The sequence below is a fragment of the Streptomyces sp. NBC_01171 genome (assembly GCF_045039805.1).
GTDB lineage: Bacteria > Actinomycetota > Actinomycetes > Streptomycetales > Streptomycetaceae > Streptomyces.
Genome location: NZ_CP108609.1, coordinates 3543053 through 3556818, shown reverse-complemented (window position 1 = coordinate 3556818; position 13766 = coordinate 3543053). Strand labels below are relative to the sequence as shown.

At 65.6% G+C, this 13766-nt stretch carries 7 protein-coding genes and 3 rRNA genes; 3 read left to right on the top strand and 7 right to left on the bottom strand.

Going from position 1 to position 13766, the window contains the following annotated elements; translation table 11 throughout:
• The first annotated feature begins 7 nt into the window (after positions 1-7).
• Positions 8-1462: a type VI secretion protein gene (locus OG448_RS16430; RefSeq protein WP_405554632.1), complete on the top strand. Its 1455-nt coding sequence runs from the start codon at positions 8-10 to the stop codon at positions 1460-1462.
• Here the strand turns inward: OG448_RS16430 and OG448_RS16425 are convergent.
• The gene (locus OG448_RS16425; RefSeq protein WP_405554630.1) at positions 1451-1999 is read right to left on the bottom strand and encodes a GNAT family N-acetyltransferase; all 549 of its coding nucleotides are present in this window, start codon (positions 1997-1999) and stop codon (positions 1451-1453) included. The two genes, OG448_RS16430 and OG448_RS16425, sit on opposite strands and share 12 nt — an antisense overlap.
• A 35-nt stretch (positions 2000-2034) precedes the next feature.
• On the opposite strand from OG448_RS16425, the gene OG448_RS16420 reads away from it, so the two are divergent.
• Positions 2035-2583 (top strand): cysteine hydrolase family protein, encoded by a 549-nt coding sequence (locus OG448_RS16420; protein WP_405554628.1) that lies wholly within the window; start codon positions 2035-2037, stop codon positions 2581-2583.
• 67 nt (positions 2584-2650) lie between these two features.
• Here OG448_RS16420 and rrf read toward each other — a convergent pair.
• The 4 genes from rrf to OG448_RS16400 form a co-directional block, all read right to left on the bottom strand.
• Positions 2651-2767: ribosomal RNA gene (rrf, locus tag OG448_RS16415) — 5S ribosomal RNA — on the bottom strand.
• A gap of 84 nt (positions 2768-2851) precedes the next feature.
• Positions 2852-5974 (bottom strand): 23S ribosomal RNA (locus tag OG448_RS16410).
• A 293-nt stretch (positions 5975-6267) separates the two neighbouring features.
• Positions 6268-7793: ribosomal RNA gene (locus tag OG448_RS16405) — 16S ribosomal RNA — on the bottom strand.
• Together the 16S, 23S and 5S rRNA genes form the textbook arrangement of a ribosomal RNA operon.
• 648 nt (positions 7794-8441) lie before the next feature.
• Positions 8442-8990, bottom strand: a complete 549-nt coding sequence (locus OG448_RS16400; RefSeq protein ID WP_405554626.1) for a MarR family winged helix-turn-helix transcriptional regulator — start codon at positions 8988-8990, stop codon at positions 8442-8444.
• A gap of 135 nt (positions 8991-9125) precedes the next feature.
• On the opposite strand from OG448_RS16400, the gene OG448_RS16395 reads away from it, so the two are divergent.
• Positions 9126-10388, top strand: coding sequence for an MFS transporter (locus tag OG448_RS16395; protein WP_405558823.1), 1263 nt, complete (start codon positions 9126-9128; stop codon positions 10386-10388).
• Between the two features lie 71 nt (positions 10389-10459).
• On the opposite strand, the gene OG448_RS16390 is transcribed toward OG448_RS16395, so the two are convergent.
• Positions 10460-12088 (bottom strand): SpoIIE family protein phosphatase, encoded by a 1629-nt coding sequence (locus OG448_RS16390; protein ID WP_405554624.1) that lies wholly within the window; start codon positions 12086-12088, stop codon positions 10460-10462.
• 130 nt (positions 12089-12218) lie between these two features.
• Complete coding sequence (locus OG448_RS16385) at positions 12219-13598, bottom strand: NAD(P)/FAD-dependent oxidoreductase (protein ID WP_405554622.1); 1380 nt, start codon at positions 13596-13598, stop codon at positions 12219-12221.
• Positions 13599-13766 lie beyond the last annotated feature (168 nt).

Here is a 13766-nt window from a genome sequence, read left to right as displayed (position 1 = left end):
AGAGCACGTGCGAGCGGACGAGCGGGGCGGCAGCCGGGACGCCGGACGCGCGGGCGAGGGCGGCGGGATTCCGGACGGCCTGCTGGTCGGCCTGCTCGCCTTCCTCCTCGGCATGACGGTCCTGGTGTGGACGGCCACCGGCCTCGCGGCCCTCTTCGCGCGGGGCACCTGGCCGACCCCGCTGGCCTTCACCCGCACCCCGCTGGCCATACGCCACCTCGTCGCCCAGCCGCACGACATCGCCGGCGCCTGGGCGGGCACCCCAGCGGACCGGCTCCCCGGCTGGGGCCTCTTCTGGGGCCTGTTCATCGGCCAGTTCCTGATCCTGCTGGTCCTGACGGTCTTCGTCCTCGGCACGGTGGCCCGCTGGCGCGCGGGGCGGGTACGGAGGCTCGCGCGGCCGCCCGAGGCTCCCGCGGCGGAGAAGGTGCCAGAGCCGCGGATCGAGCAGCCGGTCTTCGCGGCGCCCGTCGTCATGGAGCAGCCCCAGCCGGTCGTGGAACAGCCCCCACCCGTCGTGGAACAGCTTCCGGCCCCACAGGGCCCCCTCCTCTACGGCACCCCCGAGACCCGCCACGCCTCCGCCACCGCGGCCCTCCAGGACGCCCCCGGCCCCGCGCTGATCCTCACCTCGAACCCGGCGCTCTGGCAGGAGACCAAGGACGCCCGGGCCAAGCTCGGGCCCGTCCTCCTCTACGATCCCACCCACCGCTGCGACACCCCGGCCCGCCTGCACTGGTCACCCACGGCCGGCTGCGAGGACCGCCCCACCGCGCTGAGCCGGGCCACCGCACTCCTCGCCCCGGTCCGGCCCACGGCCCGCATCGACCAGGCCGTCACCGACACCGCCACCACCCTGCTGCGCAGCTTCCTGCACGCCGCCGCACTGGACGGCCGCACCGTCCGCCACGTCCACCGCTGGACCCAGGGCACCCAGCTCCAGGACGCGGTACGCACCCTGCGCACCCACCCCAAGGCGGCCCCCGGCTCCGCGGGCGAGCTGGAGGCGGCCCTCACCTCGCACCCGGAACGCCGGGACATCGCCCAGGAGTTGACCAGCCGGGCGCTGTCCGCGCTCCTCACGGTCAACATCCGGGAATCCTGCACCCCCCACCGGACCGACACGCTCGCCCTGGATTCCTTCGTCCACGAAGGGGGCACCCTGTATGTGGTCGGTGAACCCATCGAGGACCCCAGGACGCGGCCGGGCGCGATGCCCCTGCTGACGGCCCTCGTCTCGAGCGTGGTCGAGCACGGCCGGCGCATGGCCGAACGGTCATCCTCCGGTCGGCTCGACCCACCACTCACCCTGATCCTGGACGACGTGGCCGCGGTCGCCCCGCTCCCCCAGCTCCCCGAGCTGCTCACCACCGGCCCCGCCGAGGGCCTGCCGACGCTGGCCCTGCTCCGCTCCCGCGAACAGGCCCGCGCCCGCTGGCCCCACGAGGACCTACCGGTCTAGCGCGAACTCCAGCTCCCGCTCGTCCTCGTTCTTCGAGAACGACACCACGAGCCCGGTCGGCTTGAACCCGGCCCGCAGATAAGCGCCCTGGGCCCGCGGATTGTCGGCGTGCACGAACAGCCGCACCCGCTCGGCCTCCTGCTCCCAGGCCCACGCCACACCGGCGTCCAGCAACTCCTGGATCAGCCCGTTCCCCCGGTGCTCGGGCCGCACGAACACCCCGACGACATGCCCCTGCCGCCGCTCGACCGCATACCCGGCCCAGTCCTCGGACCCGGCCTCCTCCAACAGCACGGTCACCGACCCTGCCCACTCCCCACCGGGCGCCTCGGCGATGAACTGCCGAACCCCACTCCCCTGAGCCGCCCGCTCCTTCCAGAACGAGTCCGGCCGGGCGGCAGCCACCTCATACGTCTCCAGGAACGCGAGATGAGCGACAGGGTCCCGCAGCGCATCGAGCCGCAATCGCTTCACCTCCCCCCACTCCTCCGCCCGCACAGCCCGCACCACATACCCCTGACCACCCACAACTGCCATGCGTCCCACGGTAGTACGCCCGTACAGTGACGCCCATGACAACCCTCCCCGACCGTGACCGCACAGCCCTCCTCGTCATCGACGTCCAGAACGACGTGGTTGCCGACAATCACGACCGTGACGGCGTCATCGCCCGCATCAACACGCTGATCGACAAGGCCCGTGCGGAGGAGGTGCCGGTGATCTGGGTACAGCACAACGACGACGAGCTGTGGCGGGACAGCACCGGCTGGGAATTCGTCCCCGAGTTGCAGCGCCGGCAGGACGAGCCCCTCGTACACAAGAGCTACCGCGACTCCTTCGAGGACACCGACCTGGAGTCCGTCCTGGCCGAGCACCGAGTGGGCCGGCTCGTCGTCACAGGTGCACAGACCGACTTCTGCGTCCGTTCCACACTCCAGGGAGCCCTGGTCCGCGGATACGACGCCCTTCTCGTCGCCGACGCCCACACCACGGAGGATCTCAGCATGTACGGCGCCCCGGCCCCGGAACTGGTGATCGCGCACACCAACCTGTACTGGAACGGCCAGCACGCCCCCGGCCGCAAGGGCGGAACCGTGAATACGACCGAGGTCGTATTCTGATTTTTAAAAAGGCCCGGAACGCAGAAAACCCCCGCACCAAAAGGTGCGGGGGTTTCCCATAAAATTAGTTCGGCGGCGTCCTACTCTCCCACAGGGTCCCCCCTGCAGTACCATCGGCGCTGTGAGGCTTAGCTTCCGGGTTCGGAATGTAACCGGGCGTTTCCCTCACGCTATGACCACCGAAACACTATGAAACTTTTCAAACCGTCATGTGTGGCACATGAGGCTGTTCGTGGTTTCAGAACCAACACAGTGGACGCGAGCAACTGAGGACAAGCCCTCGGCCTATTAGTACCAGTCAACTCCACCCGTTACCAGGCTTCCATATCTGGCCTATCAACCCAGTCGTCTACTGGGAGCCTTACCCTCTCAAGGAGGTGGGAATACTCATCTCGAAGCAGGCTTCCCGCTTAGATGCTTTCAGCGGTTATCCCTCCCGAACGTAGCCAACCAGCCATGCCCTTGGCAGGACAACTGGCACACCAGAGGTTCGTCCGTCCCGGTCCTCTCGTACTAGGGACAGCCCTTCTCAATATTCCTACGCGCACAGCGGATAGGGACCGAACTGTCTCACGACGTTCTAAACCCAGCTCGCGTACCGCTTTAATGGGCGAACAGCCCAACCCTTGGGACCGACTCCAGCCCCAGGATGCGACGAGCCGACATCGAGGTGCCAAACCATCCCGTCGATATGGACTCTTGGGGAAGATCAGCCTGTTATCCCCGGGGTACCTTTTATCCGTTGAGCGACGGCGCTTCCACAAGCCACCGCCGGATCACTAGTCCCGACTTTCGTCCCTGCTCGACCCGTCGGTCTCACAGTCAAGCTCCCTTGTGCACTTACACTCAACACCTGATTGCCAACCAGGCTGAGGGAACCTTTGGGCGCCTCCGTTACTCTTTAGGAGGCAACCGCCCCAGTTAAACTACCCATCAGACACTGTCCCTGATCCGGATCACGGACCCAGGTTAGACATCCAGCACGACCAGACTGGTATTTCAACGACGACTCCACACACACTGGCGTGCATGCTTCACAGTCTCCCAGCTATCCTACACAAGCCGAACCGAACACCAATATCAAACTGTAGTAAAGGTCCCGGGGTCTTTCCGTCCTGCTGCGCGAAACGAGCATCTTTACTCGTAGTGCAATTTCACCGGGCCTATGGTTGAGACAGTCGAGAAGTCGTTACGCCATTCGTGCAGGTCGGAACTTACCCGACAAGGAATTTCGCTACCTTAGGATGGTTATAGTTACCACCGCCGTTTACTGGCGCTTAAGTTCTCAGCTTCGCCACAACGAATTGTGACTAACCGGTCCCCTTAACGTTCCAGCACCGGGCAGGCGTCAGTCCGTATACATCGCCTTACGGCTTCGCACGGACCTGTGTTTTTAGTAAACAGTCGCTTCTCGCTGGTCTCTGCGGCCACCCCCAGCTCACCGTGTAAAACGGATCACCAGTGATGGCCCCCCTTCTCCCGAAGTTACGGGGGCATTTTGCCGAGTTCCTTAACCATAGTTCACCCGAACGCCTCGGTATTCTCTACCTGACCACCTGAGTCGGTTTAGGGTACGGGCCGCCATGAAACTCGCTAGAGGCTTTTCTCGACAGCATAGGATCATCCACTTCACCACAATCGGCTCGGCATCAGGTCTCAGACTATGTGCAAGGCGGATTTGCCTACCTTGCGTCCTACACCCTTACCCCAGGACAACCACCGCCTGGGCTGGACTACCTTCCTGCGTCACCCCATCACTCACCTACTAACCGCTTGGGCCGGCGGCTCCACCACTTTCCATTCCCCGAAGGGTCCGGAACGGCTTCACGGCCTTAGCATCACGATGCTCGATGTTTGACGCTTCACAGCGGGTACCGGAATATCAACCGGTTATCCATCGACTACGCCTGTCGGCCTCGCCTTAGGTCCCGACTTACCCTGGGCAGATCAGCTTGACCCAGGAACCCTTAGTCAATCGGCGCAAACGTTTCTCACGTTTGTATCGCTACTCATGCCTGCATTCTCACTCGTGAACCGTCCACAACTCGCTTCCGCGGCTGCTTCACCCGGCACACGACGCTCCCCTACCCATCCATACAGGCGTTGGCCCTATTGTATGAATGACACGACTTCGGCGGTACGCTTGAGCCCCGCTACATTGTCGGCGCGGAATCACTAGACCAGTGAGCTATTACGCACTCTTTCAAGGGTGGCTGCTTCTAAGCCAACCTCCTGGTTGTCTCTGCGACTCCACATCCTTTCCCACTTAGCGTACGCTTAGGGGCCTTAGTCGATGCTCTGGGCTGTTTCCCTCTCGACCATGGAGCTTATCCCCCACAGTCTCACTGCCGTGCTCTCACTTACCGGCATTCGGAGTTTGGCTAAGGTCAGTAACCCGGTAGGGCCCATCGCCTATCCAGTGCTCTACCTCCGGCAAGAAACACACGACGCTGCACCTAAATGCATTTCGGGGAGAACCAGCTATCACGGAGTTTGATTGGCCTTTCACCCCTAACCACAGGTCATCCCCCAGGTTTTCAACCCTGGTGGGTTCGGTCCTCCACGAAGTCTTACCTCCGCTTCAACCTGCCCATGGCTAGATCACTCCGCTTCGGGTCTTGAGCGCGCTACTGAATCGCCCTATTCGGACTCGCTTTCGCTACGGCTTCCCCACACGGGTTAACCTCGCAACACACCGCAAACTCGCAGGCTCATTCTTCAAAAGGCACGCAGTCACGACGCACTGAGTAAACTCAATGCGCGACGCTCCCACGGCTTGTAGGCACACGGTTTCAGGTACTATTTCACTCCGCTCCCGCGGTACTTTTCACCATTCCCTCACGGTACTATCCGCTATCGGTCACCAGGGAATATTTAGGCTTAGCGGGTGGTCCCGCCAGATTCACACGGGATTTCTCGGGCCCCGTGCTACTTGGGTGTCTCTCAAACGAGCCGCTGATGTTTCGACTACGGGGGTCTTACCCTCTACGCCGGACCTTTCGCATGTCCTTCGCCTACATCAACGGTTTCTGACTCGTCCTGTCGCCGGCAGACGACAGAAGAGAGATCCCACAACCCCGCACACGCAACCCCTGCCGGGTCTCACACGTATACGGTTTGGCCTCATCCGGTTTCGCTCGCCACTACTCCCGGAATCACGGTTGTTTTCTCTTCCTGAGGGTACTGAGATGTTTCACTTCCCCTCGTTCCCTCCACACTGCCTATGTGTTCAGCAGCGGGTGACAGCCCATGACGACTGCCGGGTTTCCCCATTCGGAAACCCCCGGATCAAAGCCTGGTTGACGGCTCCCCGGGGACTATCGTGGCCTCCCACGTCCTTCATCGGTTCCTGGTGCCAAGGCATCCACCGTGCGCCCTTAAAAACTTGGCCACAGATGCTCGCGTCCACTGTGCAGTTCTCAAACAACGACCAGCCACCCATCACCCCGAACCCTTACGGTCCGAGTGCACTGGGGCCGGCGACTGAGGAAAACCATTCCCTCAGACACCCAACAGCGTGCCCGACACTCTCCCCACCCTCATCCGTTCCACGCCGAAGCAGTACTAGGAGAAAAGCAGTGAGTGTGCCGAATAATCAACGTTCCACCCATGAGCAACCAGCATCGAACATTCGCCGATGTACTGGCCTCTGACCGAGCGAACTCGGTAAGAAGTGCTCCTTAGAAAGGAGGTGATCCAGCCGCACCTTCCGGTACGGCTACCTTGTTACGACTTCGTCCCAATCGCCAGTCCCACCTTCGACAGCTCCCTCCCACAAGGGGTTGGGCCACCGGCTTCGGGTGTTACCGACTTTCGTGACGTGACGGGCGGTGTGTACAAGGCCCGGGAACGTATTCACCGCAGCAATGCTGATCTGCGATTACTAGCAACTCCGACTTCATGGGGTCGAGTTGCAGACCCCAATCCGAACTGAGACAGGCTTTTTGAGATTCGCTCTACCTCACGGTTTCGCAGCTCATTGTACCTGCCATTGTAGCACGTGTGCAGCCCAAGACATAAGGGGCATGATGACTTGACGTCGTCCCCACCTTCCTCCGAGTTGACCCCGGCAGTCTCCTGTGAGTCCCCATCACCCCGAAGGGCATGCTGGCAACACAGAACAAGGGTTGCGCTCGTTGCGGGACTTAACCCAACATCTCACGACACGAGCTGACGACAGCCATGCACCACCTGTACACCGACCACAAGGGGGGCACCATCTCTGATGCTTTCCGGTGTATGTCAAGCCTTGGTAAGGTTCTTCGCGTTGCGTCGAATTAAGCCACATGCTCCGCTGCTTGTGCGGGCCCCCGTCAATTCCTTTGAGTTTTAGCCTTGCGGCCGTACTCCCCAGGCGGGGAACTTAATGCGTTAGCTGCGGCACCGACGACGTGGAATGTCGCCAACACCTAGTTCCCACCGTTTACGGCGTGGACTACCAGGGTATCTAATCCTGTTCGCTCCCCACGCTTTCGCTCCTCAGCGTCAGTAATGGCCCAGAGATCCGCCTTCGCCACCGGTGTTCCTCCTGATATCTGCGCATTTCACCGCTACACCAGGAATTCCGATCTCCCCTACCACACTCTAGCTAGCCCGTATCGACTGCAGACCCGAGGTTAAGCCTCGGGCTTTCACAATCGACGTGACAAGCCGCCTACGAGCTCTTTACGCCCAATAATTCCGGACAACGCTTGCGCCCTACGTATTACCGCGGCTGCTGGCACGTAGTTAGCCGGCGCTTCTTCTGCAGGTACCGTCACTTTCGCTTCTTCCCTGCTGAAAGAGGTTTACAACCCGAAGGCCGTCATCCCTCACGCGGCGTCGCTGCATCAGGCTTTCGCCCATTGTGCAATATTCCCCACTGCTGCCTCCCGTAGGAGTCTGGGCCGTGTCTCAGTCCCAGTGTGGCCGGTCGCCCTCTCAGGCCGGCTACCCGTCGTCGCCTTGGTGAGCCATTACCTCACCAACAAGCTGATAGGCCGCGGGCTCATCCTTCACCGCCGGAGCTTTTAACCGCAGACCATGCGATCCGCAGTGTTATCCGGTATTAGACCCCGTTTCCAGGGCTTGTCCCAGAGTGAAGGGCAGATTGCCCACGTGTTACTCACCCGTTCGCCACTAATCCCCACCGAAGTGGTTCATCGTTCGACTTGCATGTGTTAAGCACGCCGCCAGCGTTCGTCCTGAGCCAGGATCAAACTCTCCGTGAATGTTTTCCCGTAATCGGGACTACACACACGAGAGCGGAACCATCGGAGGAATAGTCCGATGGTTCACAGCGTCCTCGCTGTGTTTTTTCAAAGGAACCTCGTCCCAGTCAGTGACTGGAGACGGGGTTATCAACATATCTGGCGTTGATTTTTGGCACGCTGTTGAGTTCTCAAGGAACGGTCGCTTCCTTTGTACTCACCCTCTCGGGCTTTCCTCCGGGCTTCCCTTCGGTGTTTCCGACTCTATCAGATCTTTTTCCGATCCGATTTCCTCGGTGCTTTCCAGTTCTTCGCTTTCGCGTTTCCCTTTCCGGCGGTTCCGACTCTATCAGATCCTTTCGGCGTCTGATTCCCAGTCAGAGGGGGTTGTCTTCCCGGCCCGCTGGGCCGTTCCGACGTCTCAAACCTTAGCGGATCATCCCCGGCAGTTCCTAATCGGGCCGCCGGTTCCCATTCGAATTGAATTCGGACGTGCCGAAAGCAATCCCAGGGGGATGGTCGTACTGGTTGGTTTGGGGTTGCCGCTCCAGGCGGCGAGGTGTCGCGGAGAACCGTTACGGCTCCGTGCAACCCGAAGAACTCTACGGACTCGCCAGGGTCGGGTCAAGCCCCCCTGTCAAGATTTTTCCCCCGGCCCTGGTCAGGCCGTCAGTCGAGGTCGGAGAGCCGGCCCTCGGCGTCGGGCTGGGCGTGCTCCACCCGGCGGAGGAGCCGGGTGAGGACCTCTCCCAGTACGGAGCGCTCGCCGGAGGTGAGGTCCTGGAGCAGGTCCTCCTCGAAGACCGTCGCCAGGCGCATCGCCTCGAGCCACTTCTCGCGGCCGTCGGTGGTCAGCTCCACGATGACACGGACGCGGTTGGACTCGTCGCGCTCGCGCGTGACCAGGCCCTCGGTGACCATGCGGTCGATCCGGTGGGTCATGGCGGCCGGGGTGAGGCCGAGCCGCTTGGCCAGCTCACCGGGGCCCATCCGGTACGGGGCACCGGCGAGGACCAGGGCCTTCAGTACTTCCCACTCCGCGTTGCTGATGCCCAGCTCGGCGGTCTGGCGGCCGTACGCCACGTTCATCCGGCGGTTCAGCCGGGACAGTGCCGACACGATCGCCTCGACCTGGGGGTCCAGGTCCTGGAACTCGCGCTGGTAAGCGGCGATCTGTTCTTCGAGTGTCGGCTCCGGGACGCCGGCTGTGTCGGCCATGGCAAGGAGTATGGCACGGGGACTCTTTGCCTTGAAGTCCTTCGATGTGTACTCTTTAGCTTCGAACTTTAGCTTTGAAGTCTTCACTCCTAACTTGTGGAAGAGGTGAACGTGACCAGGGCGATGGGGGCGGCGATGCCCCGCATCCACGTGGGCAACGCGCTCAGCGCGTTCGGACTCGGCTTCACGGTCCCGTATCTGTACGTCTATGTGGCGCAGGTGCGAGGGCTGGGGGCCACGACGGCGGGGCTGGTGCTCGCCGTCTTCGCCGTGGCGGCGCTGATCGCGCTGCCGTTCGCCGGGCGGGCGATCGTCCGGCGCGGTCCGTTGCCCGTCCTGCTCACTGCCCTGGTCCTGTCCGCGCTCGGCGCCCTGGGCCTGGGGCTGGCGGGCAGGGCGGTGCCGGTACTGCTGACCGCGGCCGCGCTCGGTGCCGGACAGGCGGTGATGCAGCCCGCGCTGGCGACGATGATCGTGGACTGCTCGACCACCGCGACCCGGTCGCGGGCGTTCGCCATGCAGTTCTTCCTCCAGAACCTCGGTCTGGGCGTCGGCGGGCTCATAGGCGGCCACCTGGTCGACACGAGCCGCGCCTCCTCCTTCACCGTGCTGTTCACCATCGAGGCCACGATCTTCCTGCTGCTCGCCGTGCTGATGGCGACGGTGCGGATGCCGCGTGCCCCGCGCATCACCGACCTGCCCTCCGGCTCGGCCAAGGGCGGCTGGCGGCAGCTCGTACAGAACCGGGCGATGGTGCAGCTCTGCCTGCTGGGCTTCGTGCTGTTCTTCGCCTGCTACGGACAGTTCGAGTCCGGACTGAGTGCCTATGGCGTCGAGGCCGCCGGGATATCCACGTCCACGCTGGGCACCGCGCTCGCCGCCAACACGATGATGATCGTCGTGGCGCAGTTCGCCGTGCTGAAGCTGGTCGAGCGGCGGCGCCGCTCGCGGGTGATCGCGGTGGTCGGCCTGATCTGGACCGTCGCCTGGCTGGCGGCGGGGTACTCGGGTCTCGGGCACGGCAGCCAGGAGATGGCCACGGCCGCGTTCGTCTCGACGTACGCGCTGTTCGGGCTCGGTGAGGCGATGCTGTCGCCGACCGTGGCGCCGCTGGTCGCCGATCTGGCGCCGGAGGGCATGGCCGGGCAGTACAACTCCGCTTTCGCGCTGGTCAAGCAGTTGGCGCTGGCGGTCGGGCCGGCCATCGGCGGGCCGCTGGGTGCCTCGCTGCACGGGCCGTACATCGTGACGTTCGTGCTGTTCTCGGTGGCGATCAGTGTGCTGGCGCTGCGGCTGGGCCGACGGCTGACGCCCGCGCAGGACCACCCGTGGGCCGCTGCGGCGAAGAGCCGGGTCGTGGCGCGGGGTGGTGCTCAGGCGGAGTCGGTCAGCGCCTAAGAGAAGTACGTACACGGCGTAAGGGCCGGGAGCACACCACGTGCTCCCGGCCCTTACGCATGTACAGAGAGCTAACGCTTGGGGAGGAGGAACTCGCACCAGACCGCCTTGCCGCCGCCCGGGGTGCGGCGGGAGCCCCAGCTCGAGGCGATGGTGGCGACGATGTCGATGCCGCGCCCGGACTCGTCGGCCGGTTCGGCGCGGCGGCGGCGCGGGAGGTGGTCGTCGCCGTCGGTGACCTCGATGATCAGGCGGCGGTCGGTGCGGCGCAGTCTCAGCCGCATGGGCGGGGTGCCGTGCTGGAGGGAGTTGGCGACCAGTTCGCTGGCGGCGAGGACGCCGAGGTCGTGCAGTTCGGTGGGGAAGCGCCAGCTCGTGAGCACACCGGAGGCGAAGGCCCGGGCGCGCGGGGCGGCCTCGACACCGCCGAGGAGGTCCAGGGCCGCGTTGCGGAAGAGGTCGGCGGCGGGGCCGGTGCGGGCGGGGTGCTGGAGGACGAGGACGGCCACGTCGTCGTCGTGGTCCGCGGTGACGCCGGCCGAGCGGACCAGCCGGTCGCAGACGACCTGGGGGGTGCCGGTGGCGCCGGAGAGGGCGCGGGCCAGGGCGGTGATGCCCTCGTCGAGGTCCTGGTCGCGCCGTTCGACCAGGCCGTCCGTGTAGAGGACGGCGGTGGCGCCCGGGCCGAGGGGGACGGAGCCGGAGGAGTGGACCCAGCCGCCGGTGCCCAGCGGGGGGCCGGTGGGCTCGTCGGCGCGCAGGACCTCGCCGTTCTCGTCGCGGACCAGGATCGGCAGGTGCCCGGCGGAGGCGTAGACCAGGCGGCCCTCGTTGGGGTCGTGGATGGCATAGACGCAGGTGGCGATCTGGTTGGCGTCGATCTCCACGGCGAGGCCGTCGAGGAGCTGGAGCACCTCGTGCGGGGGGAGGTCGAGGCGGGCGTAGGCGCGGACGGCGGTGCGGAGCTGGCCCATGACGGCGGCGGCGCGCACGCCCCGGCCCATGACGTCGCCGATAACGAGGGCGGTGCGGCCGCCGCCGAGGGTGATGACGTCGTACCAGTCGCCGCCGACCGCTGCCTCGGTGCCGCCGGGCTGGTAGGTGGCGGCCACGCGCAGGTCGTCGGGTTCCTCGAGGTCCTGGGGGAGCAGGGAGCGCTGGAGGGTGACGGCGGTCTGGCGCTGGCCGCGCTCGCTGGCGCGCAGGCGTTCGGCGGCCTCGGCGTGGTCGGTGACGTCGGTGGCGAAGACGAGTACGCCGGCGTCGCGGTCGCCGTGTCCGGTGACCGGGGTGCAGGTGAACGTGTAGGAGCGGCCGTCGACGGCCTTGCGGGACTTCAGGGTGCGGGATCTGCCGCTGCGCAGCACCTGGTCGAGGAGGGGCAGGAGGCCCAGCTCGGCGAGTTCCGGGAGGGTGTCGCGGGCCGGGGTGCCGGGGGCACGGGGACCGAAGGCCGCGCTGTAGGCGGCGTTGACGTGGGCGAGGCGGTGTTCGGGGCCGTGGACCAGGGCGACGAGGGCCGGGACGCGGTCGAGGACCTCGCGTGCGGGCAGTCCGTCGACGGCGGAGGCGGGGTGTCCGGCGCGGGCGGCGGGCACCGGGCTCTCGCTCCGCCGGTCCGGGGGGACCGTCTGCTCGGTCCGCGCTGCGGCGCGGCGCTGCGTTCCGGGGAGCCGGGCGCTCCAGCGCGTGAAGTTCACAGTGGGGAAAGCCTCGCGTGTGCAGAGGGCGGGCTGTTGCCCGTCCGAGGATGTGGAGCAGTCTGGCAGGTGGCCGTCCGCGGCGACATCCGTCAGACGGTCGTACGGGCCGGGGAGTTCCCGGCTCCGGTCAGGACGACCCCTTCGGGGGGTCCGGGTGCCGCCGTGGGGGTTTTCCACCGGCCGCGCGTTCGAACTCGGCCCGCGGGTGTTCGAGTGAGCCGAGGGAGACGATCTCGCGTTTGAAGAGTCCGGCGAGGGTCCATTCGGCGAGCACGCGGGCCTTGCGGTTGAAGGTGGGCACGCGGCTGAGGTGGTAGGCCCGGTGCAGGAGCCAGGCGGGGCGGCCGGTGAGCCTGCGGCCGTACACCTGGGCCACGCCCTTGTGCAGGCCGAGGGAGGCGACGGAGCCGAGCTGGCGGTGGGTGTAGGTGCGCAGGGGTTCGCCGCGCAGGGTGTGCACGATGTTGTCGCCGAGGACCCTGGCCTGGCGCAGCGCGTGCTGGGCGTTGGGCGCGGTGGTGGCGCCGGGCTCGGTGGAGGTGACGTCGGGTACGGCGGCGGCGTCACCCGCGGCCCAGGCGTGCTCGGTGCCCTCGACGGCGAGCTGGGCGGTGCAGCGCAGCCGTCCGCGCCGGTCGAGGGGCAGGTCGGTGGCGGCGAGCACCGGGTGGGGTTTGACGCCGGCGGTCCAGACGACGGTGCGGGTGGGGAAGCGGCGGCCGTCGCTGAGGACGGCGACGCGGTCGGCGCAGGATTCGAGGCGGGTGTTCAGCAGCACCTGGATGTTGCGGCGGCGGAGCTGGGTGACGGTGTGGCGGCCGAGTTCGGGGCCGACCTCGGGCAGCACCCGGTCGGTGGCCTCCACCAGGACCCACTTCATGTCCTCGGGGCGGAGGTTGGGGTAGTACCGGGCGGCGTAGCGGGCCATGTCCTCGAGTTCGCCGAGGGCCTCGACCCCGGCGTAGCCGCCGCCGACGAAGACGAAGGTGAGGGCGGCGTCGCGCAGGGCGGGGTCGCGGGTGGAGGAGGCGATGTCCATCTGCTCGATGACGTGGTTGCGCAGCCCGATGGCCTCCTCCACGGTCTTGAAGCCGATGGCGTGCTCCGCGAGGCCGGGGACGGGCAGGGTACGCGAGACGGAGCCGGGGGCGAGGACGAGTTCGTCGTAGCCGACGAGTTCGGCGGCGCGGCCGTGCTGCTCGGTGGCGAGGGTGGTGACGGCGGCGGTGCGTACGGCGTGGTCGACGGCGGTGACCTCGCCGATGACCACGCGGCACTCGGGCAGCACGCGGCGAAGGGGTACGACCACATGGCGCGGTGAGATCGAGCCGGCGGCCGCCTCGGGGAGGAACGGCTGGTACGTCATATAGGGGTCGGGGCTGACCACGGTGATCTCGATGTCACCGCGTCTGAGCTGCCGTTTCAGTTTCCGCTGGAGACGCAGGGCGGTGTACATGCCGACGTGGCCACCGCCGACGACCAGAATGCGCGCGCGTTCCTTCACCATCCCATGACGCACCCGGCGCTGTTGTTTGTCCACAGCCTTGGCAATGTGTGTGACCGGCGGACGGATGTGCGGGGGCACGGAATCCGGACATAAATGGCTCGTACTCCGATCGAGGGGCGCACTGTGCGGAACCTACCCCTTCTGAATTGACTCCCGCTCAACTATGTT

Bases quoted from the DNA above. Each gene is read 5' to 3' on its own strand.
- OG448_RS16425 (WP_405554630.1), bottom strand. From the start codon at position 1,999: ATGGCAGTTGTGGGTGGTCAGGGGTATGTGGTGCGGGCTGTGCGGGCG.
- OG448_RS16420 (WP_405554628.1), top strand. From the start codon at position 2,035: ATGACAACCCTCCCCGACCGTGACCGCACAGCCCTCCTCGTCATCGAC.
- OG448_RS16400 (WP_405554626.1), bottom strand. From the start codon at position 8,990: ATGGCCGACACAGCCGGCGTCCCGGAGCCGACACTCGAAGAACAGATC.
- OG448_RS16395 (WP_405558823.1), top strand. From the start codon at position 9,126: ATGCCCCGCATCCACGTGGGCAACGCGCTCAGCGCGTTCGGACTCGGC.
- OG448_RS16385 (WP_405554622.1), bottom strand. From the start codon at position 13,598: ATGGTGAAGGAACGCGCGCGCATTCTGGTCGTCGGCGGTGGCCACGTC.